General features: G+C 41.5%; 20 protein-coding genes. 8 read left to right on the top strand and 12 right to left on the bottom strand.

Annotated elements, in window-relative coordinates; genetic code table 11:
* Window positions 1-124: 124 nt before the first annotated feature.
* Entirely contained in the window at window positions 125-334 is a 210-nt protein-coding gene (locus tag NYF15_RS09990) for a hypothetical protein (protein WP_130151213.1), read from the bottom strand.
* Between the two features lie 183 nt (window positions 335-517).
* On the opposite strand from NYF15_RS09990, the gene NYF15_RS09985 reads away from it, so the two are divergent.
* On the top strand, window positions 518-1,390 hold the full coding sequence (locus tag NYF15_RS09985) for a mechanosensitive ion channel family protein (RefSeq protein ID WP_130151214.1): 873 nt from the start codon (window positions 518-520) through the stop codon (window positions 1,388-1,390).
* A 28-nt stretch (window positions 1,391-1,418) separates the two neighbouring features.
* On the opposite strand, the gene NYF15_RS09980 is transcribed toward NYF15_RS09985, so the two are convergent.
* The gene (locus NYF15_RS09980; protein WP_130151215.1) at window positions 1,419-1,967 is read right to left on the bottom strand and encodes an HdeD family acid-resistance protein; all 549 of its coding nucleotides are present in this window, start codon (window positions 1,965-1,967) and stop codon (window positions 1,419-1,421) included.
* Window positions 1,968-2,223: 256 nt separating this feature from the next.
* Between NYF15_RS09980 and NYF15_RS09975 the strand changes: the two genes are divergently transcribed.
* The 6 genes from NYF15_RS09975 to yegD all read left to right on the top strand — a co-directional run bounded on the left by NYF15_RS09975 (window position 2,224) and on the right by yegD (window position 9,923).
* Window positions 2,224-3,819 carry a mechanosensitive ion channel family protein gene (locus NYF15_RS09975; RefSeq protein WP_371353451.1) on the top strand — a complete coding sequence of 532 codons (1,596 nt, stop codon included), beginning with the start codon at window positions 2,224-2,226 and terminating at the stop codon, window positions 3,817-3,819.
* 365 nt (window positions 3,820-4,184) lie between these two features.
* The gene (locus NYF15_RS09970; RefSeq protein ID WP_371353450.1) at window positions 4,185-6,479 is read left to right on the top strand and encodes a TonB-dependent receptor; all 2,295 of its coding nucleotides are present in this window, start codon (window positions 4,185-4,187) and stop codon (window positions 6,477-6,479) included.
* 110 nt (window positions 6,480-6,589) lie between these two features.
* A complete protein-coding gene (locus NYF15_RS09965) occupies window positions 6,590-6,889 on the top strand; it encodes a hypothetical protein (protein ID WP_062570481.1) in 300 nt (99 codons plus the stop codon).
* 62 nt (window positions 6,890-6,951) lie between these two features.
* Complete coding sequence (locus NYF15_RS09960; RefSeq protein ID WP_371353449.1) at window positions 6,952-7,608, top strand: HAD family hydrolase; 657 nt, start codon at window positions 6,952-6,954, stop codon at window positions 7,606-7,608.
* Between the two features lie 32 nt (window positions 7,609-7,640).
* The gene (locus NYF15_RS09955) at window positions 7,641-8,483 is read left to right on the top strand and encodes a DNA ligase (protein ID WP_371353448.1); all 843 of its coding nucleotides are present in this window, start codon (window positions 7,641-7,643) and stop codon (window positions 8,481-8,483) included.
* 72 nt (window positions 8,484-8,555) lie between these two features.
* Entirely contained in the window at window positions 8,556-9,923 is a 1,368-nt protein-coding gene (yegD, locus tag NYF15_RS09950; RefSeq protein WP_371353447.1) for a molecular chaperone, read from the top strand.
* Window positions 9,924-9,942: 19 nt separating this feature from the next.
* On the opposite strand, the gene NYF15_RS09945 is transcribed toward yegD, so the two are convergent.
* The 4 genes from NYF15_RS09945 to NYF15_RS09930 all read right to left on the bottom strand — a co-directional run bounded on the left by NYF15_RS09945 (window position 9,943) and on the right by NYF15_RS09930 (window position 14,353).
* Window positions 9,943-10,407, bottom strand: a complete 465-nt coding sequence (locus tag NYF15_RS09945; RefSeq protein WP_062570485.1) for a methylglyoxal synthase — start codon at window positions 10,405-10,407, stop codon at window positions 9,943-9,945.
* Between the two features lie 8 nt (window positions 10,408-10,415).
* Entirely contained in the window at window positions 10,416-11,048 is a 633-nt protein-coding gene (locus NYF15_RS09940) for a LysE family translocator (protein ID WP_371353446.1), read from the bottom strand.
* Window positions 11,049-11,144: 96 nt separating this feature from the next.
* Window positions 11,145-12,983 (bottom strand): S8 family serine peptidase, encoded by a 1,839-nt coding sequence (locus NYF15_RS09935; RefSeq protein WP_371353445.1) that lies wholly within the window; start codon window positions 12,981-12,983, stop codon window positions 11,145-11,147.
* Window positions 12,984-13,183: 200 nt separating this feature from the next.
* Window positions 13,184-14,353: a multidrug effflux MFS transporter gene (locus tag NYF15_RS09930; RefSeq protein WP_371353444.1), complete on the bottom strand. Its 1,170-nt coding sequence runs from the start codon at window positions 14,351-14,353 to the stop codon at window positions 13,184-13,186.
* A 186-nt stretch (window positions 14,354-14,539) separates the two neighbouring features.
* Between NYF15_RS09930 and NYF15_RS09925 the strand changes: the two genes are divergently transcribed.
* On the top strand, window positions 14,540-15,016 hold the full coding sequence (locus tag NYF15_RS09925; protein ID WP_371353443.1) for a hotdog fold domain-containing protein: 477 nt from the start codon (window positions 14,540-14,542) through the stop codon (window positions 15,014-15,016).
* Here the strand turns inward: NYF15_RS09925 and NYF15_RS09920 are convergent.
* The 6 genes from NYF15_RS09920 to NYF15_RS09895 all read right to left on the bottom strand — a co-directional run bounded on the left by NYF15_RS09920 (window position 15,013) and on the right by NYF15_RS09895 (window position 23,857).
* Window positions 15,013-15,501: a polymer-forming cytoskeletal protein gene (locus NYF15_RS09920; protein ID WP_062570489.1), complete on the bottom strand. Its 489-nt coding sequence runs from the start codon at window positions 15,499-15,501 to the stop codon at window positions 15,013-15,015. The two genes, NYF15_RS09925 and NYF15_RS09920, sit on opposite strands and share 4 nt — an antisense overlap.
* Entirely contained in the window at window positions 15,491-16,636 is a 1,146-nt protein-coding gene (locus NYF15_RS09915; protein ID WP_371353442.1) for a M23 family metallopeptidase, read from the bottom strand. The genes NYF15_RS09920 and NYF15_RS09915 overlap by 11 nt, the downstream gene beginning before the upstream one ends.
* A 131-nt stretch (window positions 16,637-16,767) precedes the next feature.
* The gene (gene fahA, locus NYF15_RS09910) at window positions 16,768-18,081 is read right to left on the bottom strand and encodes a fumarylacetoacetase (RefSeq protein WP_237119480.1); all 1,314 of its coding nucleotides are present in this window, start codon (window positions 18,079-18,081) and stop codon (window positions 16,768-16,770) included.
* A gap of 143 nt (window positions 18,082-18,224) precedes the next feature.
* A complete protein-coding gene (hppD, locus tag NYF15_RS09905) occupies window positions 18,225-19,271 on the bottom strand; it encodes a 4-hydroxyphenylpyruvate dioxygenase (RefSeq protein WP_055021474.1) in 1,047 nt (348 codons plus the stop codon).
* A gap of 316 nt (window positions 19,272-19,587) precedes the next feature.
* Window positions 19,588-22,311: a metallophosphoesterase gene (locus tag NYF15_RS09900; RefSeq protein WP_371353441.1), complete on the bottom strand. Its 2,724-nt coding sequence runs from the start codon at window positions 22,309-22,311 to the stop codon at window positions 19,588-19,590.
* A 115-nt stretch (window positions 22,312-22,426) separates the two neighbouring features.
* Window positions 22,427-23,857 (bottom strand): peptide MFS transporter, encoded by a 1,431-nt coding sequence (locus tag NYF15_RS09895; protein WP_130151228.1) that lies wholly within the window; start codon window positions 23,855-23,857, stop codon window positions 22,427-22,429.
* Window positions 23,858-24,004: the final 147 nt, after the last annotated feature.

Below are 24,004 nucleotides of genomic sequence, written 5' to 3'. Positions count from 1 at the left end.
AAGGAAGTAACGTGGTAAAAGTGCACAAAAAAGCCGTCTTACTATAAATGGGACGGCTTTAATATTTAGTAAAGTAATAATGAGATAAATTGGTGTGATTTATACATCGATGGTTATGCATGAATCAATTATAACCCAGTACAAACTTTTTCTCAGAGCCAAAATTTCCAGGCATCGTATTTCCGAATTCTTTGTTGATCAGTGCTAACGTGTTTTCTTGTTCTGCAAGTAAGTTTAAAATACGATTTCTGTAATCTAGGCTCGACTCAAATAAGTTTAAATCAACCATTGGCTGAAGTGTTGCTAGCTTCTGTGTAAGTGTCATTTGTGACATTGTGCTCTCCTCTTGCTATTCATAGTTCTCACTATTTATATAGCATCTATGTTCAATAATAGTTAATAATTAGCGCTTTTCGTGCATAAAGAACTTAGTATTTACCAAGTTTTCACTTATTATGCCGTGTTAAACTTAGTCACAACTGAACCAAATTCATTTTTTTACTAGGAATGTTAATTTATGACCCTTGCTGATCTGCAATCTGCATTATCGTTTGTATTGTTTACTTATAACGATGTGCAAATTACTGTGCTAAAAATTATTCAAGTGCCTTTGGTGCTTTTTTTAATGTGGTTTGTGGTTACGTGGATTGGTCGATTAATTAAAAAAGCATTACTTGCAAAAAATCTAGGTCCTGATGCTGTTCATTTATTCACCCGTATATATCTTGTCGTTACGATAGCGGTGCTTGTGTTTACCTCACTTGAGGTACTCAATATTCCATTAACAGCGTTTGCTTTTGTCTCTGGTGCAATTGCTATCGGCGTCGGTTTTGGTGCACAAAACATTATTAATAACTTTATTAGTGGTTGGATACTCATGTGGGAGCGACCAATACGTATTGGTGATTTTCTAGAAGTAGGGACGGCAAAAGGGGTTGTTGAAACAATTAACACACGCTCTACACGCATTCGTCGTAATGATGGTGTGCATATGTTAGTACCTAATAGCCAACTGCTTGAAAATACCGTAACTAACTGGACTCTGATTGATCGTAATGCGCGCTCATCCGTTAATGTTGGTGTTGCTTATGGTTCAGATGTGGTATTGGTTGAAAAGTTGATTAAGCAAATTTTAGATGAGCATCCGGCTATTTTAAAAACACCCGCCTCATCAGTCTTATTTGATGACTTTGCAGATAGTTCATTAACGTTTAGTGCTATCTTTTGGGTATGTGCGGAGTCAGAAGCACCTCTTCGACAGGTACGAAGTGAGTTACGTTTCAGTATATATAAAGTGTTTGCTGAGCACGATGTTACCATCGCATTCCCGCAGCGCGATATTCATATCGATGGCGAAATTGCCTTAAAACGTCGAAGTGCACAAAAGTAAAAATAAAAAAGCGGCTTAGCCGCTTTTTTTACGCTTGTTCATTTAGTTTTTTAAGCTTAAATGCGAGCAGTACCATCATAGTGCCAAACACAATGGCGTAAGTAGCTACTAACCAAAGTAAGGTTAGGATACCTGCTCCAGGGTTAAACATTAAGTAAGCACCAAAAATGATGGATATGACACCACTGGCAATTAAAATCCACTCATTACTGATTTCTTTGCGAAGCTTACTGGCGATAATGATTTCAATTACCCCCATTGCGATAGCCCATGCAGCAATAAAATATAACATTAAAATAGCAGTGACATTGGGCGCAAACAAAGTGACTAATGCCGCAGCAATCGAGATAAGGCCGCCAATAAGTAGCATCCACCATAATGGGTTGTCTTTTTTAGAAGCAAAAGCTAGCCATGCGCGAATTGCGCCATCTACAAAGAAATAAGCAGCAAAAATAAACATCAAAACAGCAAGTGATGCCTCGGGTGCAAGCCAGCCACAAAGCCCGAATATTATCGCAATCACGCCATGAATAAATAGTGATGACCAATGTGGAATCAACGAATTTGAAATATGCATAAAAAGTTCCTTTGCCTAGGTTAGAGGGGCTAACACGTTTTAATAGATCTAACATTTAAGCTACTTAAAGCAAAGGAATTTAATTAATATTTGTACAGTTAAAAAAGCATGCTCTAATCTAATATTATGAATTTGAGTCCATTTATTATCTTGCTACAAGGATGAGAGAGTGAAAAATTTAGCCACAACTTTTTTGTGCGTCACGTGTTACCTATTGGTTATCTGTTTGGCTGGAGTAGGGGGGAAGGCATACGCTATGAGTTCGCCAGAGGTCACTATAAAGTCACTTATTGATAAAGATGATAAAGAAAAGGCTGATGAAAAAAAAGAAGTGACCAGTGCAGAGGTAGGGAGCTCACTTACTAGTCTGCAAATTGATGAGACTTCATTTTTCGATGAATTTAATCGAATTACTCCGCGAAATACAATGTATGGCTTTTTAACAGCTGCACGGGCACGCGACTTTGAATTAGCTAGTCACTACCTCGATTATCGTAACTTACCGCAAGAGGTTGCTGCCATTGGTCAGATGAAACTGGCTGAAAATCTATCTTTAATTTTAGATAGAACTTTATGGGTTGATATTGATAACCTGAGTAATAATCCTGACGGCAAAAAAAATGAGGCGGTACCAAGTTATCGCGATCTTGTCGGTGAAATTTCCACTTCTCAAGGAAAAGTGCAAATCTTATTACAGCGTGTTCCTAATAAAGAAGGAACGCAAACGATTTGGAAAATTTCCAATGCGACAGTGAGCAAAATACCCTTATTAATTGAAGAGTATGGGTATAACCGCATAGGAGAGTGGCTATATCAGTCTTTACCAAGTTTTGAGTTTTTAGGTGTAATGTTGTGGCAATGGGTCTACTTTGCATGTTCTTTTGTTTTCTTTGTACTTGTCGCAATTGTGTTAACACGGCTTGTTTCTTTTGTTTTAGTACATTTAAAGTTTCCCATACAGCAAGACATTGTTGATTTTATCAATGGACCAATCTGTTTATTAATAGCAGTAATAATGTCGCGTTCGTTAAGTGATGAGTCTAATGTAACCATTGCTTTTTTGGCCGTAATTCATGGCGCCACGGTGTTGCTTTTAGCATGGACTTGGGTGTTTATACGTATTGTTGATATTGCGAAACATCGCTTGAGCCAGCGCTTTATCCGCCAAGATAAACCTCATGCTGTTTTCTTGCTAAGGCCTGTGAGTAACGTCATAAAAACCAGTATCGTTATTATTATGTTATTTGTCTGGTTTGAGAATTTGGGCTTTAACGCGACGACCTTACTTGCTGGTCTGGGTATCGGTGGGCTTGCTATCGCACTTGCTGCACAAAAAACGGTTGAAAATATCATTGCAGCAATCACGCTTTATACATCAGCACCTGTACGAATTGGTAATTTGTGTAAGTTTGACAATCACCTCGGAACAATTGAAGAGATAGGTTTAAGGGCAACACGTATACGCACACTTGACCGCTCGGTAATTTATGTAGCGAATGCTAAGTTTGTGGATATGCAGCTTGAAAATATTTCTGAGCGAGAACGCATTTCATATCGACCTAAGTTAATGCTCAGCGCGAAAACAGAGCAGCAAAACTTACATGCTTTTATGGCGTCTGTTCGTGTACTACTGAAAGAGCATGAACATATTGCCGATGAGCCTTGTCGAGTGCGATTTAAAGGTTTTACGCCTTGGGCTTTACAAATCGATGTACTAAGCTATGTAGAGACAGTCGATTTTGCGTTTTATATGGAAATAATTGAAGAGTTAAATATGGCGATTTTAGGCTTGCTGAACGAACATAATTGTGAATTAGCCAAGCCAGAATTTGCTCGTGTAGTGGGGTCGTAATGAAAACTGTCGCAAATGAAAGTAGTTCTCAGTTGTACATATTCTCTATACATTGTTGCTGTATATTGAACAGGACATATGTCCGCTAAAGTGTAAAATAGTTGCATAATTTCTTCTAAATGCTTTGATGTTGCCGCTAATTGTTGTAAAAAAATTGTATATTTATAATTTTTAATGCAGTAAAAGTGTCATAAAGTGTTATAATCGTCAGCGTTCGTTCAGCCTCTTTACCTCGTTTTGCACTCTCGATTTAGAGGTCCGCGCAGCTTATTATAAGGCGCGAAAAATTGGCCGAGCCCGTCAAATGATTTGACGCAACATCATCACCGTTGAATAAGAGTGCATAAAAAAGGTTAAAACCCGACATGAAAGCAATGAAAAGATCTACGTTAGCAACCCTAATCAATGCAACGTTGTTCTCTGCCGTAGCAGGTACTTCATTTTCAACTCTTGCTGCAGACGAAGCACCAGCAGCAAAAAACAACCAACTAGAAGTTATCCAAATCACTGCTCGTAAGCGTGTAGAAAATGCTCAGGAAGTACCTGTTGCAGTATCTGCGCTGCAAGGTGATAACTTAGATGCTTACAGCTCAGCTGGTATGGATATTCGCTTTATGAATGCGAAAATCCCAAGTTTATCAATCGAATCTTCGTTTGGTCGTTCATTCCCACGCTTTTATGTTCGTGGTCTAGGTAACACAGACTTTGATTTGAATGCTTCTCAACCTGTTTCTTTAGTGGTTGATGAAGTCGTTCAAGAAAACGCAATCTTAAAAGGTTTCCCTGTATTTGACGTTGCACGCGTAGAAGTTTTACGTGGCCCACAGGGTACATTATTCGGTCGTAACACGCCGGCTGGCCTTGTTAAATTTGATACAGTTAAACCATCACAAGAATTTGAAGGCTATGGTTCAGTATCTTACGGTAGCCGTGGCGCAGTTGATTTCGAAGGTGCTGTTGGCGGTGGCCTAACAGACCGTTTATCAACACGTGTTTCTGTACTTTGGCAAGAAAAAGACGATTATATTGATAATCGCGCACCAGGGTTTGAGCAAGACGACGTATTAGGTGGTTACACTGAGAAAGCGGCTCGTGTTCAATTCTTATATGAAGGTGATGATTTCACAGGTTTATTCAACTACCACACGCGTGATATGGACGGTAAGCCAATTGCATTCCGTGGTAACGCAATCAAAGCAGGTACAAACGATTTAGTAGACGGCTTTGAACACGATGTGGTTTTCCACGATGCAGCTTCTCGTGCTACACAGCAAGTTGAATCACAAGGCGCAAGCTTAAAGCTTGAGTGGGACATCAACGATTTAACACTGACGTCAATCTCTGCATGGGAAAGTGCTGAAATCTATTCACGCGCTGACATCGACGGTGGTTACGGTTTCTTTAATGCAGACGACCCAACAGCACCTATGGGCCCAGGTTTTATTCCGTTCACTTCTGAAAGTGCTGACGGTATTCCAGATCAAGATCAATACACGCAAGAACTTCGTTTATCAAGCAACTATGCTGGCGACGTAAACTTCCAAGTAGGTGTGTTCTACTTTGACGAAGCGCTAACAATCGAAAACTTCAGCTACGACACATATGGTGCAACACCTGGTGAGTTAAACGGTTATGTTATCCAGCAGCAAGATACCAAAGCATGGGCGGTATTCGGTTCATTAGATTACACAATCACTGATGACTTAAAAGTAACAGCGGGTCTTCGTTACTCTGATGACGAAAAAGAATTCTCAGCAAACCGTACTTTAAGCCCTGCTGGTGGCGGTGCGTTATTCTTAACAGAAAACCCAAGTGACGATCACGTTAGCTGGGATTTATCTGCTAACTACAAGATCAACGACGACGTAAACTGGTACGCGCGTGTTGCTAATAGCTTCCGTGCTCCAAGTATTCAAGGTCGTATCTTATTCGGTGATGAAGTAACTGTTGCAGAGTCTGAAACTGTAACATCTTTCGAAACAGGTATTAAATCAGACGTACTTGATGGCCGTGGTCGTGTAAATGCGACTGTGTTCTACTACACAATGGATGACCAACAATTAACAGCAGTAGGTGGTGGTGCAAACTTTAACCGTCTAGTTAACGCTGATAAGACAACTGGTTATGGTTTTGAGTTAGACACTGAGTGGGTATTAACTGATAACCTAAATGCGACGTTTAACTTAAGCTACAACAACACTGAGCTTAAAGATAAAGATTTAGCCGTTGCTGTTTGTGCACAATGTACTGTGACAGATCCAACATTCCAAGTACCTGGTGCATTTGGTCCTGAAGACCGTGCTATCTTAGATGGTAACAGCCTACCACACGCACCTGAGTGGATATCTAACGTCACATTACGTTATAGCCGTGAAGTTGCTGACGGTGAATTCTTCACTTACGCTGACGTGTCTTACCGTAGCGAAATCAACTACTTCTTATACGAGTCAGTTGAGTTTGAAGGCAAGCCATTAACAGAAGTTGGTTTACGTGCAGGTTATGCTTGGGCTGAAGGCGACAACGAATATGAAGTATCAGCATTCGTTCGTAACATGTTTGACGAGCAACAATCAATTGGTGCTATCGACTTCAATAACAACACAGCAATGGTGAACGAAGAGCGTTACATCGGTGCTGAGTTCAAAGTAAGCTTCTTCTAAGCTGAAATAATAAGTCCTATTAAAACCCGCTGTATAGCGGGTTTTTTCGTTTATAATCGCGTTGGTAACTGCTAAAGTGGCAGGATTAATTTAAGAGAAAGAGAATACCTATGGCTGGATTTTGGAACTACCGTGTGATTTTTTGTGAAGCAACAAAAGATGAAGCGGCACAATATCAAATTCATGAAGTTGAATATAACTTAAATGGTAAAGTGACTAACTGGTCAGAAACTGGAGCAGCGCCTTTTGGCAATACAGTTGAAGAGCTAGAAGCTGACGCTGATCGTTTAAAAACGGCGTTTTCTAAGCCAGTTTTAAAAGTGGTTAGAAAGCAACGTGGCTACGAGTTAGTCGACGTAGAAACAGGCGAAGACGCCTTTGCTGAGCCACCTGCGGGCTTAACTGAATAATCACGCTGAATTAATTAAAGGTGCCAATGGCACCTTTTTACTTTAACTTTGAAGGAATGAGGATGACTTTAAAAGCAGTATTATTTGATATGGATGGCACGCTGGTTGATTCTGAAAGTGTGCATTTTAATATTTGGAATGATTTACTCGCGCCTTTTGGCGTGCAATATGATGAGGCTACATTTTGCCAACGCTTTTCAGGCAGACCGACTCTTGAAGCCGCAAAAGAAGTGGTTGAAAAATATCAGCTTACGATTAGCCCTGAACAATTAACAAATGATAAGTATGCTGCATTTGGTCGCTTCGTGAGCTCGAATTTGCCAGCGTTTATGCCTTACGCAAAAGAAGTCTTAGAAGAAATTAAAGCGAGCGGTTTAAAAATGGCGTTAGTAACGGGTAGTGCTAAAGATGAAGCGTATCCTATTTTAAAAGGCTATGGCATTTTTGATTGGTTTGATTGTGTGGTCACGAAAGATGATGTGATAAACCCCAAGCCTGCAGGCGATCCATATCAACTCGCTCTTGATACTTTACAGATTAAGGCAGATGAAGCAATTGCAGTTGAAGATACATTCACTGGTGTAAGCGCTGCAAGTAACGCAAACGTGCCTGTGTTTGCTGTACCAAATCACTTCACATTAGAGCATGACTTTAGTAAAGCGGCAGGAAAGTTCGAGAATCTAAAAGATCTTCTAAAATGGGTACAAAGTAAGCTATAGTTTAGAAAATGATTTTTTGCAGGGATGCATTTATGATCTTTCTATTTCGCAGACTCGTTACTTTATTGTGCTGTAGCCTATTTACAGCAATCGCTGTGGCAACACCAAAAGTTCAACTCGCTAAAGTATATGACGCTGATAGTGTTATTGTCAGTGATTACCTCGTGAGTGAAAAGTACGATGGTGTACGTGCAATCTGGACTGGCACTCAGTTTCTAACCCGAGCAGGAAATACGATTAATGCGCCTGCTTGGTTTACTGCTCCTTTACCTAAGGTTTGGCTAGACGGCGAACTTTGGAGCAAACGTCAAGACTTCGCTAACCTGAGCGGCATTATTCGAACACAGCTTCCCGTTGATAACGACTGGCAGAATGTAAGTTATATGGTTTTTGATATGCCAGACTCTAGCATCCCTTTTAGCGAGCGTTATAAAAATTATCTAGGATTGGTAGCGCAGTTAAACGCTAAACACATAGTAGCAGTAGAACAAAAACGCTTCGAAAGTAATCATCAACTTAGTTTGTACATGGATGATTTAATAGCAAATGGTGCTGAAGGAGTCATGCTACATTTAGCGTCTGCGGTGCATCGCTCTGGACGCAGTGACGCTTTATTAAAACTTAAACCCTATCTTGATGCCGAGGCGATTGTTATTGCGCATTTGCCGGGAAAAGGTAAGTATAAGAATATGTTAGGTGCACTTAAGGTGCGCAGCGCTGAAGGCGTAGAGTTTAAAATTGGCTCGGGGTTTTCAGACCATCAGCGGCAATTTCCTCCGGCAATAGGCAGTACCGTTACCTACAAATACCATGGTTTTACCAAACATGGGCTACCACGTTTCGCCAGCTTTTTACGTGAGCGAAATGCCTTATAAACTTTAGACATTCAAAAACAGCTGTAATTATGGTAAATTTCGCGGCCTTTTTATTGATGTATAGGTAATACGATGTTTGCAGGCTTTGATTATGGTAGCTCTAATTGCGCAATCGGTGTAATGAATAATGAGCAACAAGTCTCTTTAGTGCCACTTGAGCAAGGCAAACACTATTTACCTTCAACACTTTATACTCATCACAGCGCGTTGGTTGTTGATTTTGTAGCAAAGCATTTAGCTGGTAGCCAATTTGAGCACGACTTTAAAACTCAGCGTCAAGCGCTCCTTAATACTTTACCTCGCGTTAAATCCGACTTAGATATTCAAGCAGGCGATGAGACCTTATTTATAGGTCGTGAAGCAATTAGCGAGTATGTGCAATTTCCTGAAGAAGGTTACTTTGTAAAGTCACCTAAATCATTCTTTGGTGCTGTGGGCTTGAAACAAGGACAAATTAACTTTTTTGAAGACATTGCAACGGCGATGATTTTAAAAATTAAACAGCGCGCCGAGCAATCACTGCAAGAGTCACTAACAGAAACGGTCATTGGACGACCGGTAAACTTTCAATCAGTCGGTGGTGAAGAATCTAATCAACAAGCACTAGGCATTTTGGAGCGAGCAGCAAAGCGTGCTGGATTCAAGGAGGTGTCGTTTTTATATGAGCCGCTAGCGGCAGGGATTGATTATGAAACTTCATTGCAGGAAGACCAAAAAGTATTGGTTGTAGATATTGGCGGAGGCACTAGCGATTGTTCATTTGTACAAATGGGGCCGAGCTTTCGACAAAGTGAGTGTCGTGATAACGATTTTTTAGCTCACAGCGGAAAGCGTGTTGGCGGTAATGACTTAGATATCGCGCTGAGCTTTCATGGTTTAATGCCGTTGCTTGGTTTAGGCACTGAGTTTAAATCGGGTCTTGTGCTGCCTAATCAACCGTTTTGGCAAGCCTGTAAAATCAATGATGTTAATCTACAGAGCTTGTTTTACAGTGATGCACACCATCGAGAGCTTGTTACACAACTACGTGAAGTGCAACAGCCTGAGTTATTTAAGCGCTTAATTCATTTACAGCAAAATAAGCAAGGTCACCAATTAGTACAGCAGGGGGAAGCGGCAAAAATTGCACTATCGTCAAGTAACGAATTTACCGCTGATTTAGGGTTTTTAGACCCAGAGTTAAGTCAGTGCTTGACGTTAAATGATCTATCTTTAGCGGTAGATGACTCTATAAGCCAGATAGTAAGGCTAGCTAAACAAGCCATAGCGGATGCCGGTACAACACCTGACGTTATTTATTTAACCGGAGGCAGTGCTCAGTCGCCATTAATTAAAGCGGCGTTAAAAGCTCATTTAGGTGGAATTGAGATGCTCAATGGGGACCACTTTGGCAGTGTAACTGCTGGCTTAACTAAATGGGCACATAAGCTTTATCGCTAAATGTGCTCATTTATAAAGACTACAACGTAACTTGGCGTGTTGCTAAGTATTTCTCGTAATCAGGTAGTGTTCGATTAAGCTCGCTCTCCATCATGGGTGAGCTTAAAAGCATATCGGCACTGACCTCATTACAGGCTACAGGAATATTCCACACGGCGGCTAAACGTAGGAGTGCTTTTACATCTGGATCATGCGGCTGTGATGCGAGTGGATCCCAGAAAAAGACCAACATATGCACTTCATGCTCAGCAATTTTAGCACCTAACTGCTGATCGCCACCCATTGGACCACTTAATAATTTAATGACTTCAAGCCCTGTTGTGCGCTCGATCAAATGGCCTGTTGTACCTGTACCATAAAGTGTGTGCTTGCTTAAAATACCTTGATGCTTTTCACACCACGCTTGCAGTGCCGCTTTTTTGCCATCGTGGGCAACAAGGGCGATATTTTTCTTGGCAGGTAGGGCTTGTTGTTTTTGTTCCATAAGTGCTCTTAAATTAGTAGGTTAATTGCTAAGGCTATAAAGACCAGCCCCGTGATTCTATCAATCCAAATTTGGGTTTGTGGGTGCTCACGAAAGTAACTGGCAATTTTATCGCCGAAATAAATATACGTGCAGTCGATTGGAAAAGCAAAAAGTGGGTAGAGTAGGCCAAAAAATGCGAGTTGAAATGTCGTTGATGATAAGCTCGGATCGACGAACTGTGGAATAAAGGCAATGAAAAACAAAGCCACTTTAGGGTTGAGTACTTCGGTCATCATGGCTTGAAACATCACATTTTGCTTTTTACTGGTGCTGACATGAGGTTTTTCGTCGCAGTGTGGTTCAGGCTGGTTAAAAGTACTTTTTAAGGTCATTAACCCTAAATAGCAAAGGTATGCAGCACCTAAGTATTGTACCGTGGTATAAGCGACTGCAGATGCCTTTAATATGGCTGTTAACCCAATGACGGCAAAAAAGGTGTGCACAACGCCGCCAAGTGCAAATCCGAATGCGCTTTGCAGGCCCGCAGCTCTGCCATTGGCAAAGGTTTGTGCCATTAAAAATGCGTTAGAAGGCCCAGGAGCTACGGCAATCAAAAAACTGGCGCCGAGAAACGAGAACAAAAATTCGGGATTAATCATTGGCATAAGATAAAAAAGATGGATAGCTGATTCTAACAAGCTTACAGAAAAAGAAAAAGCGGGCATCATGGCCCGCTTATCTCGTAGGGTAGGAGATTAGAAATTAGCAGTGCTGTTATTTGAACAAATAGTTGTACTTTGCGCTTCACATACTTGGTAAGTGTAAGAGCCACCGCCTTTAGTTGTAATGGTATCTGTGTAGCTATTGGTGTTTGCCATAGAGCCCAGTTTGCTGCCATTACGATAGATATCAACAGTACTTGTTGCTGCACCATTCCAGCTTAAATCAACATAGGCCGTGCCTTTTGATTTATAACCTGATGTTGAAAGGTTGATAGCATCGCTGCCAGGTGTTGTGCCGCCACCATCATTGCCGCCTGCACAACCATTTGCTGTGAGATATGCATCTGCTGCAGCCGCTTTAACGATACCGTGTCCAAAGTACACGTCGTGACCTGCAGCACCTTGATCTTCTGCTGTTGCTTTGAGGGCATCACGGATTTCTGTACCCGTACATTCAGTGTGATTAGACCAAACTAGTGCTGCAATACCTGAAACAGCAGGTGTTGCCATTGATGTACCGCTCATGAAACCATAATCACTGGTACCAATTGCAATATCAATTGTGGTACTTGAAAGAAGCGCTGAACGGTCTTCAAGTGCAGCACCTACAGCTGGAATCGTTGTATCATTTGTATCGCCTAATGTAGCGTATAACATACCCGCTTCGTTATTGATGATAACAGCACCGATACCACCTGAGTTCTCGCAGTTACTTACCTTGTCATAGAACGAGATATTACCGCGGTCAATCATACAAATTTTGCCCGCTGCGCCAGTATCAATACTTTCAGCAGTACCCATGTAATAAGCGGTGCCTGATGCATTCCCTGAGTTTTCCATTGATGAAGTAGCAAAGCCTGCGCCATCAGCTGCTAAGCTAGCTGATGTAGCCATACCTGCAGGGTAAGTAGAAAGTGTATCAACACCACCTGCTGTTACTTCTACACAGATAGTTTCGTCTGTTGTTGCGCGTTTACCGCGACCTGAAGTGCAGCTAGGGAACTGTGAAAAGTCGGCAATTTGATTGTTTGCATCATTGGCACCAACCATCATTACTGAAGGGTAGCCTGCAGGGTATGAACGGACACTATTGCCATCGTTACCAGCAGCAGCAACAACTAAGCCGCCAGCATTTGTGAAATTAGAAAACGCGTTAGATTCGGTGCTATTTGAACCACCGCCACCTAAGCTCATGCTGATGATATTCGCACCTGCTTGAGAGCATAAATCCGCCGCGTGCGCTAAGTCTGATGAGTAGCTCCAACCTTCAGCATTGAATACTTTGATGATATGCATTGCTACACCTGGTGCCATACCTACAACACCAATGTTGTTATCTGCTGCACCAATAGTACCCGCTACGTGAGTACCATGCGGGCCGCCATTATCGTACCAGTTGCCAGTACCACTGTCGTTATCACCTGTGATATTACCCCAAATGAAGTCTGGGTTTGTTGCATCTAGGCCTGAGTCAATTACACACACTTTCATACCCGCATTCGCATCAAACGTCACCTGATCAGCCTGTGATTGATAAACTGCGTAAGGTGTTAACTGTTGCTGCATAGGGTTACCAGCATCGTCATTGTATACTGCCATAGGTATACGTTTTTGATCTTCTTCAATTAGTTTAATGTGAGGGTTATTAAGCAAGCCTTTTATACTTGCTAGGTCGTGACCGGAGAATTGTGCTGCAATAAAACCATTACCATCGACTTTGATATCACCGCCCAGTTTTTTTGCGAGTGCTTTCACAACACCTTTTTTGTTATTGTCTACTTGGATGATGTAACGATCGTCTGCTGCGTTGGCTGTTCCTGCTGCACACAATCCGCTGATGATTAACGCTAAAGCTAGTTTATTCTTTTTCATATTTTGTATCCCAAACGTGTATTGAGGTTAACTTTTTGTTAACTTGAGTAAACGATAATTTAATACATCCGTAGGTACAAGTTTAATTGTACTGAAAAATGGAATAAAATGTTCTAGAAACAGTTCTTTAATAGCATTTAGTTATAACGGGAAGTCTAAATGGGTAAATAGAGTATAATAATTCTTATTTACCCATCTTGTTATGATAATTGTTTGTATTTAAATAGTAAGTAGGCAAATGGGATGAGCATTAAAAAATGCACGCCAATCAATACTGGCGTTGCTAGATCCAGTAATTGGGTTAAAAATACCAAAAAGCTTGCGCCACTCATTTGCATAAGTCCCACTAATGCCGACGCTGTTCCAGCTTGTTTTGGGAATAAACTTAGCGCTCGCCCAGCAGATGAGCCAAGTGTTAGCGCATAGCCAAAGGCGGCAATGAACATAGGAAACATTAAAGCTAAGGCTGAGCGTTGTTGGCTAAGAGCAAGCATAATACACCCAGATAACACTAATAATATAAGTCCAGCTTTTAAAGCACGTTTGGGCTGTCTTTTTATATAAATGGGCATAATAAAGCTGGCAAGAATGCTCAGAGCGGCATTACAGGTAAACCAAAATGTGAAGTCAGCTACACTGCCATCAAGTTCAGTGATTAGCCAACCTGGTGCGAGGGTCACAAAAACTAAAATAGCCGACATAGTGACTAAACAAATTAAGCTATGAAATAAAAATAGCGGTGTAGAAATAATTGGTACAAAGCGTCTTAGGTCGAGAATATGGCCACTGTAAACACTATCTGATGGGCGTGTTTCTTTGAAGAGAAATAAAACGATACACAAGCTGACAAGCGCAAATCCAGCCATAAATAAAAAGTTCATTCGCCAACCAAATTGCACGGTTAACCATGCGCCTAGAATAGGGGCAAGGGCAGGAATAAAGCACACTATACCATTTAAGTAAGTAATGATCTGACCGCTACGTTCGCTACCAAATTTATCTCTGACTATTGCAAAAGCGACGACAAAAGTTGCGCATGCTCCTAAGCCTTGTAATGCTCTTGCGATCATCAACGTGGTAAAGTCTGGAGCCAAATAGGCCCCAAATGCAGCTAGACCATAAATTGTAACACCGGTAATGGCCACAGGTTTACGGCCAAACTTATCGGCAAGTGGCCCCGCAATTAGCTGACCAAGACCCACTGTTAGCATAAAAATAGCCACTGTTTGCTGAAGCTGCTTTTCTGATGCATTGAGTTGTTCAGCAATGGTAGGGAATGCTGGAAGATAAATATCAATACCTAGAGGGCAAAAAACGACCAATAGGCCAAGGATGAATAATAAACTCAGATTTCTGTGCTGTGACTGCATTAGCTCTCCTTTAAAGCAATATTTTATGTGCCCGTTAAAGAAAAGAAAAGCGTTGATATCTATTTATCTGAGGTACATACGTAGTCATTAAGGAAAAGGAGATTTGCTAACATAAAATTTCCATTTCGCTATCTGGTCTGATGTGTTAATTTTTCACTTACATCATAAAAATAATGGATAAACGTCGTGAGTTCACAATCATCATTATTAAAAATTTGGTCTAGATGTCAGTCATTGCCAAAAGGTAACTGGCTGTTTAGTAAGGCTGTGTGTTTTAAAGCTCCTTATTTTGGCTCAATAAAGCCATTAATCACAGATTTAACAGCAGGGTATTGCAGTGCAACCGTCAAAAATCGCCGAGCAATCCATAATCACATAGGAACTATCCATGCAATCGCACAGTGCAATGTGGCAGAGCTATGCGCTGGCTTGATGGTTGATGCAACCGTGCCTGCAAAAACGCATCGCTGGATACCAAAAGGGATGACGGTTAACTATTTAGCAAAAATTGACACCGATATGCGTGCTGTCGCAAAGATAGAAGTGCCACGAGAATGGCTAGAAAAGCAAGATTTGATTGTACCGGTGAAGGTCTACAATAACCACGATGAATTAGTATTCACCGCGGATATCACTATGTATGTAACAGCTAAGAAGAGTTAGGATTTATCGGCGGCTTGTTTATTTACAAATGAGAGATCATTGTCATCATCAGCAAGGATTGAAGAGGGAGATCCCTCTTCGCTTTCTGGCTTGATAGGCGCAATGTTATCTTCTTCGTGACGGTGCTTAAGGCTACCTTCAATAATTGCACCTGCTTCGATGCTCAATGTGTCGTGAAACACATCACCATGAACCTCAGCAGTACTTTCTATAACGACTTTATTTGCGATTAATGAGCCGATAATTTTGCCTTTAACAACGACACTATCAGCTTCAACAACACCTTCAACCATACCTGAGCTGCCTATTACAAGATGCTTAACACGCAGATCACCATCAATGCGACCATCAAGTTGTACTTCACCTTGGCTGGTGATAGAGCCAGTTAGACGCATGTCTTCTGCGATAATTGAAGGGGTAAGGTTTGTTCTTTTTAACGATGAGTTTGTTGAGCTAGTTGTTGTTTGTTTTTTTTTACCGAACACGAGTAAGCGCCTTTGTTATTTTTACAGGGTTGACATGTTTGCCATTAACTAGAACTTCGTAATGTAGATGCGTACTTGTGCTACGACCAGTACTTCCCATCAAACCAATCACATCATCTTTAGTAACGGCTTGGCCCTTTTTTACTTTAATTTTATTTAAATGGCCAAAGCGGGTTACGAAACCATTTTTATGTTGTAATTCAATAAAGTTACCGTAACCACCATTGCGGCCAGCACGAAGTACAGTACCATCTGCAGGGGCGAAAATCTCTGTTTTATGCCAGCCTGCTAAGTCGACACCTTTATGGAATGCACGACGACCGTTCATCGGATCTTTACGAAGCCCGAAACTACTTGAAATATAGTAATCAGCTGCTGGAAGTGTTTGTGGTAACTCACTTAACAGGTTCTCTAAGTTATTTAGAGTGAGGAGTTTATCTGCAACGGCTAAAAATTCAGCGGGAATTTTTGATTCATCAAATAAATCAAGTGGTCCACCTTGTGCTGTATCTGCTTGCTCATGTAGCGCTTCTGAGGCAAACGTTTCGTTTAAACCAGCTCCTTCTAACATGGCAATAATCGCCGCATGGCGTTGTGTTATCTGTTCATCGAGTAAGGTAAAGCTGCGGTTGTAGTTAGCATCAAGACGTGCAAAGCGCTCTGTAACAGCGTTAAAGCTATTGGCCTGATTTGGCTCATCTTCCAATGGTGCATGAAATTCTTCAGTATGCTGCTCGGTTGGCAATATAGGAGATGCTGAGTCATCAGTTGTCGTATCTGTGCTCATCGATTCAGGCAAAGATTCAAGCATACTTTGCAGTAAAGCTTGTTTTTGCTCAAGTACCGCTAGCTGCTCAAGCTGCTTAGTGTATTCGTTTTGTTGTTGTTGATGCTGTTTTTGCCATGCTTGTTGTTCGCTAAGCTGGCTTTGCTTTATATCTGTAATTTTATCGGCTTGGGAGATAATTTGCAGAGTAGAAACACTTAACCACGTCACAGCTGTTAATAAAGCAAGTAATGCAGTTAGTTGAACCCAAGGCGCTAATACTAGGTGTTTTACTTCGCCATTTTGACGGATCAGCAGCTGTCTAGCTGGAAAAAACGTACGATAAAAGGACTTAATATTAACAAACATGGCGTGCAAAAATTGGATAAATACCGAGCTAAGATAACAATCTGAACTAAAAAAGCCAGAAAAAAATTGTAACTCAAGAAAAAAAGCAGCAAAAAAGGGCACAAATGGCCCTTAAGTATGCTGCTATATCGTTATTTTGCAGGAAGTACCGTTCCTTCAACAGAACCAAAACCGATGCGTGCAAAGCCTTCTTTCTCGCACCAGCCACGCATAATCACGTTATCGCCGTCTTCTAAGAAAGCACGTTGCTCGCCATTAGCAAGAGTGATTTTTTCTTTGCCGCCGCGCGATAGCTCTAGTAATGAACCAGCTTCTTCATGTTCAGGGCCCGATTGTGTACCCGAACCTAACATGTCACCTGGTTGGAAGTTACAGCCATTTACTGTGTGGTGAGTGACCATTTGCGCCACTGTCCAGTATGAATGTTTAAAGCTAGATTTAGATACCTGTGTTGGCGCTTCGCCAGCTGCACGCATCTTTTCAGTTTCTAGTTGCACATCCATTTTGATATCGAATGCACCAAACTCACGGTTATGTGCTGACTCTAAGTAGTCCATTGGTTGTGGATCGTTTTCGTCACGTGTCCAGTTTGTTCTAAATGGCGCAAGTGCTTCTGTCGTAACAATCCAAGGTGAGACAGTCGATGCGAAGTTTTTCGCAAGGAATGGGCCAAGAGGCTGATATTCCCACGCTTGTAAATCACGTGCAGACCAGTCATTAAATACACAGAAACCAAATACGTGGTTTTCAGCATTTTCAATGGCAATTGCATCGCCTAATTCATTACCTTTACCAAGGTAAATACCTAACTCAAGTTCGTAGTCTAGGCGTTTACAAGGGCCGAATGATGGTACTTCTGCATCTGGCGCTTTGGTTTGACCGTTAGGGCGGTGGAACGTTTGACCAGATACGTCAATTGATGATGAACGACCATGATAACCAATTGGTACCCATTTGTAGTTAGGTAGAAGTGGGTTATCAGGACGGAATAAACTACCTACCGCTGTTGCGTGGTAAATAGAAGTATAAAAGTCAGTGTAATCACCAATGCGACACGGCAGCGCAAATTCGATGTCTGCTTGAGCGATAAGCGCTTCGCTTAATTGTGCTTGCTCACTGGCACCTTCGCGGAGTGCTTTTGATAGCGCAAGACGAAGGGCAGACCAATATTGCTGACCAAGACCCATGAATTCATTGAGTGTAGCTTGGCTTGCTGCTTTAACGGCAACCTGTGCATCACCAGAGAATAAACCAAGTTCGTTTACTTTTGCTAAATCGATAACTTGGTCACCAATTGCTACAGCGCCGCGGAACGCTTCGTCTGAATTTTTACGACGTACTTCTGCAAAAGGAAGGTTTTGAATTGGGAAGTCACAGTTCGCTTCGTTAGCAGATGCAACCCAGCTTTTTAGATTAATATCGTGGGTTTCGTTAATTAGGCTCATACTCTTTCCTTATTGGTTCGCGCTGATTTATTAGTTATCTATATGGAGGCAATCAACGCAATTTAAACAGTTAGTTTAAAACAGAATTTAAAACGACAAAAAGCAGCGTGTGAATAACGCTGCTTTTTAGACAATATGATGATTTAGATTACACCACGACGCTCTTGATCACGTTCGATTGATTCGAAAAGTGCTTGGAAGTTACCTTCACCGAAACCGCCGTCATCTACACGTTGGATCATCTCGATAAAGATAGGACCAAATAGGTTCTTCGAGAAGATTTGCAGTAAGTAACAGTTTTCGCTTTGGCTATCTACAAGGATTTGATGCTTACGGATCTTCTCTTTGTCTTCTTTTACCCAAGGCACACGGTCAAAAATGGTGTCGTAGTATTCAGGAATGATATCAAGCGTGGCAATTGTTGATTGGTCAAGCTTATCAAGTGAGCTTACTAGGTCGTTAGTTAGGAATGCTAAATGCTGCACACCCGGACCATTGTATTCATTTAAGTACTCATCGATTTGGTTGTTGTTGTTATCTTTACCTTCATTGATTGGAATCGAGAAAGTGCCGCACGGAGATTTAAGTGCGTAAGATAATAACGCTGTTTTTTGACCTTTAATGTCGAAGTAACGAACTTCAGTAAAGCCAAATACGTCTTTATAGAAGTTAGCCCATGTTTCCATCGTGCCTTTATATACGTTATTGGTTAAATGGTCGATACGGATGAAGCCTTTGTCTTCAACAATGTTTTGCTCGCTTAAATCTTCAAAGTCTGACTCATAGATAGAGCCTTTATCACCAAACTGTTCGATGAAGTAGATTAAGCTGTCGCCGATACCGTAAATAGCAGGGTATGGTAAATTTTTATGTGTTGAGTCTGTTGCTGGTTTTGCACCGCGCTCAACAGCAACCTCGAATGCTTTTTGTGCATTCTCTACACGCCAACCCATAGAACAGATTGCTGGGCCGTGGCTTTTAGCAAATTCAGCAGAAAAACCTTCACGCTCATTATTTAGTAAGAAATGAATGTCATGTTGGTTGTAGTAAACAATGTCTTTACCCTTGAATTTTTTTAGCTTAGAAAAGCCAAAATCAGTAAACACTTTGTCCATGTAATCTGCATCCGGTGTTGCATATTCAGTGAATTCAATGCCCATTAGGCCTAACGGATTATTTACTTCGCTCATTGTCATTACTCCCGCAATTATAAGCACTGCGCTAAAAAAAGAATTATTGTTCTGTAATGAGCGGATGATTAACCAGAAAACCGATAAGGGGAAGATCTCGGTGTTATTTAGCTAGCGCCTCCTTTGTAAATTAAATGGGACAATGATTTTAATTTCAGCTATTGCACTATCTGAGGCGGTGAATGGGTCATCATTTAGGCAAGTGTTTGGTACGTTGATTTTAATTTATCTATATGTATTTAAAGGAAAATTAATAGGTTTTCTAGGTGTAAAAAAAGGCCTTGGATGGCCTTTTTTATTAAGTTTAATGTATCGATTAGTTTACAGTTTGGCGTGCTTTGTTAAAAAACTTGCTGCGTTGTTGTAACCAAGGGTTATTCATAATTTGAGGTGCAGCTTGGTAATGTCGCTCAATGACTTGGTTTAAGGTGCGAGTAGACTGCGTGAAGTTGAGTTGCTGTTGTGCACTACCCATGTTTGCAATTTCTGCGTCTGTCATAGCGCGACCTGCAAAGAGGAGTGCATTTAAATACCCAGGTTTAGTTTCGTAATCATTATCGGTTAAAAGTAGCGTTGCACTGTTGATTGCCCAGCGTTCATTGATTTCGCCTTCATCTTTAATACCAATTAGCTCGCCATCAAGGTAAATTTTTAGTGCGCCATTGTTTGGAGCAGCATAAAACACAAAAGCAATACGGTGCCAGCTGTTTGCCAAAAGCTCGCCAAAGTAACCACTGTCACGAGTGGCGATACCGATGGCATTATCTCGGCTGACGTAAAGGTCTGCATCATTGCTATTAGTGAGATCTGTTTGTAGTAATGCACGCCATTCATTGGTGCTTTGCTCTGGCCAAAGCACGTCCATCACCAGCGTGTAATCTGAAATAAATCCGTCAGTTTGGTAGTCACCATTTGCAGGGCTATTGGCCGTTAAGGTTAAGCCTTGTGTTGGGCTGTGGCGAGAAAACGCCAATACACCTGAGGCACCATTTGGTAAATCAGCAACTGCAAGCTCACTTGTGGTCGCAAATTGGCTATTCTCTGGCCCCCAATTTTCTTCTTCAGGGTCGAAAAAGCTGAGTGTTGCAGGGCCAAAGTCACTGCTAAAACCTTGCTCAGGATTATTAAAATTCCATACCGTGACTGCATCGTCAGTTTTACAGGCGTTAAGTGTGTTATCAGTGTCGATGTATAAACATTGGCTAGTGCGTGCTCGTGCGTAGTTATCAAGCAGCCACCAACTTTCAGCGACTAATTGCGCGTCTAAGTTTGGCAGAGCAGGGAAGAACAACTCGCTATTAAGTGCAGGGCCTTTAAATAGAGCAACTTGGTATGTGGTTGCATCACTGATGTTATCAGGCACTAAAGCAACCCATTCAGGCTGGCTTGCGAGCATGGTTTTTAATTGGCTGCCAGTAACAGAGACTTGATAAATAGAGTTAAAGCCTGGGGTATTCGATGGCTGGCGCTCAACCTTATACGCCGCATGAAAGTCTTCTTGGGTTAAGGTGCCTGGAAGCCAGCGATCTTGTACTTGGCTTGCATCTAGCAGTGCGGCATCAATAGCAGGGAATTGCTGCATAGTGGCTTTGGCTGTAATACTAATGAGCTCTTCTGCACTTGGGTAATTTTCTGAAACGGCAATTTCAGTGTTTGCATCAGGGGCGTAGCGGCCCATGATTTCATCGATGGCGGCTTTTGTGCGCTCATCTAAACTGGTAATGCTGGTTGTTGGTACGGTATTGTAATCAACATCAGCGAGTGTTTTGTCTTCAAGGTTAAAGGTTAACGTGAGATCAGTTAGGCCTTGTGCAAAAAAGTTTGGCTGAATAACAATGCTGCCATTATCTAAAGTTTGATAGCTTTCACCACCATGGGTGTGGCCACCCAGTACTAAATCAATCCCCGTAACATTTTGCGCAATGCGAGTGTCAGTGCCTTCACCTAAATGACTCACCATTACCATGTAATCAACATCTTGGCGGTACTGATTAACAATTTGCTCAGCCACTTCTTGCCATTGCCAATTCATTTTGAAATTAGCAATAAAATCAGGAATTGGCTCGTCTTCAATAGGTTCATCGAGTTCATTCCAAGGCACGGAGGTCATGCCAAAAAAGCCGATTCGAAGGCAACCTACTTGCACAACTGAAAAATCGACACCGGCAAACGGCGTATCACTGTTACCCTCATAGTCAGTATTGCTTGAAAGCACGATGGCATTATCGTCATCGGCAAAGTCAAGTAATTGCTCTGGTCCCCATGCATAGTCGTGGTTACCAATCACGCGTACGTCAAAGGCCATGGCTTTTATTGCCTCGACCGTGGCTAAGCCTTGTGAAGTTTGCTCGGCTACGGTGCCTTTTTCATAATCATCGCCACCATTGGTGAACAAAGTGTTTGGGTTTTCCAGTTTGGCATTATCGTAGTAACTGCGAATACGGCTGAATAATTGCTCTTTAAAACCAAAGCGCGCGTGTAAATCAGCAACATGAATAAAGCGCACTGTTTGTGAACTTGCTGTATCAACACATTGTTCGCCAATTGTTTTACTGACTGCAGGAATGCTGCGCGACATTAACGCGTAGGTACCAAAAGTGGTAATTTCACTTACCGCAAAGCCCTCTTCGTTGAAACTGGTTGTCAGAGGTTGCCACTGCTCATCTTGTAGCATAACAATACTAAATGCGAGGTTAGTTTGTTGCTGGGGGAGCTTTATAGAAAGGGTTAACGATTTAGAGAATACTAAATTATTGGGTCTAAAAGTATGTCTTGCAGAGACAATGTTTTGCTCAATATCTGCTGTAGTTGCAGTTGTTTCTGTATAGGTAAAAGTCGTATCGGTAGAAACGGTATTACTATCTGCATTTAGGTGTACACTACCATTAGCAAATTGTTCGGAAAAACCTGAACTGACTGAAATAATTAAACCAGACTGACTTGGGGTGGTGGCAACCTCTTTCGTTGTTTTATCGCCGCCACAGGCTACAAGCAGTAATGTGGTAAAAAAAATGATTAAGAGTTGATTGAAAAAGCGCAATGTATCACTTCCAAACCTATACAAACTATTATCAAATTATAGTATCAGTATTGCGGACAGCGATATAGCATTAATAAAGAAAAACCCCACAGCGAGCGCTGCGGGGGAACATTTTTTACTGCTTTTCGGCAGTTACTTCTAGCTCTTCAGCTAGAATGTGTTCAGTTGTTTGCGGCTCATGATGGCCTTCGGCACCATGCATCCACTTAACTAGCTTGTCGCTCAGTAAGTACATAATGACAGCAGATAGGATTGCTGTAGCACCTAAGCCGATGAAAATACCCATTGCATTATCAACAGCTTCTTCGCCTTCACCTAGGAATGAACCTACGAAACCAGCAATCTTATTAGCAACAGCTGTACATAAGAACCAAATACCCATAAGCATTGATGCTAAACGTAATGGCGCAAGTTTACTCACCATTGATAAACCAATCGGTGATAAACATAACTCACCTAAGGTATGGAAAAGGTAGAAAAGAACCAGCCACATCATGCTAATTTGCAGATTGTCACCTTGGCCTTGCGTCATTAGAGCAAAAATCATTGTGATGAAGCCAAGTGCTAAGAAAATAAGTGCAATAGCGAACTTAACAGGTGAGTTTGGCTCACGCTTATCCAGCTTCAACCAAACGATAGCAACTAACGGTGCAAAAACGATGATGAAAATTGAGTTTAATGATTGGAACCATGAAGCAGGGACTTCAAAGCCTAATAGCATACGGTCAGTGTAATCGTTAGCGAATAGGTTCATTAAACCACCCGCTTGCTCAAAGCCCATCCAGAAAATGATACTGAATACACTCATGGTGAAAATAACTTTAATACGGTCAGTTTCAACTTTAGTAAGAGGCTCTTTAGTGTTTGATTCAGACTGAGCTTGTGAAAGCTTAGCTGATGGAACGACACCAATATCACCTAGGTATTTGTTACTTAATGCAAGTTGCATAAGTACAGAGATCACCATACCAACACCGGCTACGATGAAGCCCCATTGCCAGCCCATTGCAGCGGCAGCATAACCCGCAACAAGTGGACCTAATGCACCACCTAGGTTGATACCCATATAGAAGATAGTGAATGCGCCATCACGACGTTGATCACCTTCTTTATATAAGTCACCCACCATAGTAGAGATATTTGGCTTAAACAGACCATTACCCAAACAAAGTAAGGTTAAACCAATATAGAAAACATTCTCTTGTTGACCTGCAAGGTAACTGTGCGGAATACCCATTGTGAAATGGCCGGCAGCCATTAGTAAACCACCAAGGATAATAGCTTTACGTTGTCCTAAAACGTTATCTGCTAACCAACCACCCAATAGTGGTGTGATATAAACAGCCATTGTAAAAGTACCGTAAAGGCTTAATGCGTCGGCATTTGACCAGCCGAAACCACCTTCTTGAACAAGTGCAACTAAGTACAATACTAGAATAGCGCGCATGCCATAATAACCGAATCGTTCCCACATTTCTGTGCCGAACAACAGGAACAGCCCTTTAGGATGCCCTAAAAAGTCACCTGCTTTAGGTAATGAACTCATATTTACTTCCTAACTCTAAGTTTTTATTGAGGCCTTATTATTTTTGCTTTGGTCGTTCTAGTTTTTATTAAATGAACGGGTGGCCATGTTTTAGATGCAGCTAAGATAATGGTTTGTTGCTCAAGTTTTGAACTTGAAGGTAAGAGA

It is taken from the genome of Pseudoalteromonas sp. 68 DY56-GL68 (assembly GCF_041414825.1).
Lineage (GTDB): Bacteria > Pseudomonadota > Gammaproteobacteria > Enterobacterales > Alteromonadaceae > Pseudoalteromonas.
This window is presented reverse-complemented; position numbering and strand designations above follow the sequence as displayed.

Excerpts from the sequence above, each read along its gene's own strand:
- NYF15_RS09960 (WP_371353449.1), top strand. The coding sequence starts at position 6,952 with ATGACTTTAAAAGCAGTATTATTTGATATGGATGGCACGCTGGTTGAT.
- NYF15_RS09970 (WP_371353450.1), top strand. The coding sequence starts at position 4,185 with ATGAAAGCAATGAAAAGATCTACGTTAGCAACCCTAATCAATGCAACG.
- fahA (WP_237119480.1), bottom strand. The coding sequence starts at position 18,081 with ATGAGCCTAATTAACGAAACCCACGATATTAATCTAAAAAGCTGGGTT.
- NYF15_RS09935 (WP_371353445.1), bottom strand. The coding sequence starts at position 12,983 with ATGAAAAAGAATAAACTAGCTTTAGCGTTAATCATCAGCGGATTGTGT.
- NYF15_RS09945 (WP_062570485.1), bottom strand. The coding sequence starts at position 10,407 with ATGGAACAAAAACAACAAGCCCTACCTGCCAAGAAAAATATCGCCCTT.
- NYF15_RS09915 (WP_371353442.1), bottom strand. The coding sequence starts at position 16,636 with ATGTTTGTTAATATTAAGTCCTTTTATCGTACGTTTTTTCCAGCTAGA.
- NYF15_RS09985 (WP_130151214.1), top strand. The coding sequence starts at position 518 with ATGACCCTTGCTGATCTGCAATCTGCATTATCGTTTGTATTGTTTACT.
- NYF15_RS09955 (WP_371353448.1), top strand. The coding sequence starts at position 7,641 with ATGATCTTTCTATTTCGCAGACTCGTTACTTTATTGTGCTGTAGCCTA.
- NYF15_RS09965 (WP_062570481.1), top strand. The coding sequence starts at position 6,590 with ATGGCTGGATTTTGGAACTACCGTGTGATTTTTTGTGAAGCAACAAAA.
- NYF15_RS09990 (WP_130151213.1), bottom strand. The coding sequence starts at position 334 with ATGTCACAAATGACACTTACACAGAAGCTAGCAACACTTCAGCCAATG.
- NYF15_RS09980 (WP_130151215.1), bottom strand. The coding sequence starts at position 1,967 with ATGCATATTTCAAATTCGTTGATTCCACATTGGTCATCACTATTTATT.
- NYF15_RS09975 (WP_371353451.1), top strand. The coding sequence starts at position 2,224 with ATGAGTTCGCCAGAGGTCACTATAAAGTCACTTATTGATAAAGATGAT.
- hppD (WP_055021474.1), bottom strand. The coding sequence starts at position 19,271 with ATGAGCGAAGTAAATAATCCGTTAGGCCTAATGGGCATTGAATTCACT.
- yegD (WP_371353447.1), top strand. The coding sequence starts at position 8,556 with ATGTTTGCAGGCTTTGATTATGGTAGCTCTAATTGCGCAATCGGTGTA.
- NYF15_RS09940 (WP_371353446.1), bottom strand. The coding sequence starts at position 11,048 with ATGATTAATCCCGAATTTTTGTTCTCGTTTCTCGGCGCCAGTTTTTTG.
- NYF15_RS09930 (WP_371353444.1), bottom strand. The coding sequence starts at position 14,353 with ATGCAGTCACAGCACAGAAATCTGAGTTTATTATTCATCCTTGGCCTA.
- NYF15_RS09895 (WP_130151228.1), bottom strand. The coding sequence starts at position 23,857 with ATGAGTTCATTACCTAAAGCAGGTGACTTTTTAGGGCATCCTAAAGGG.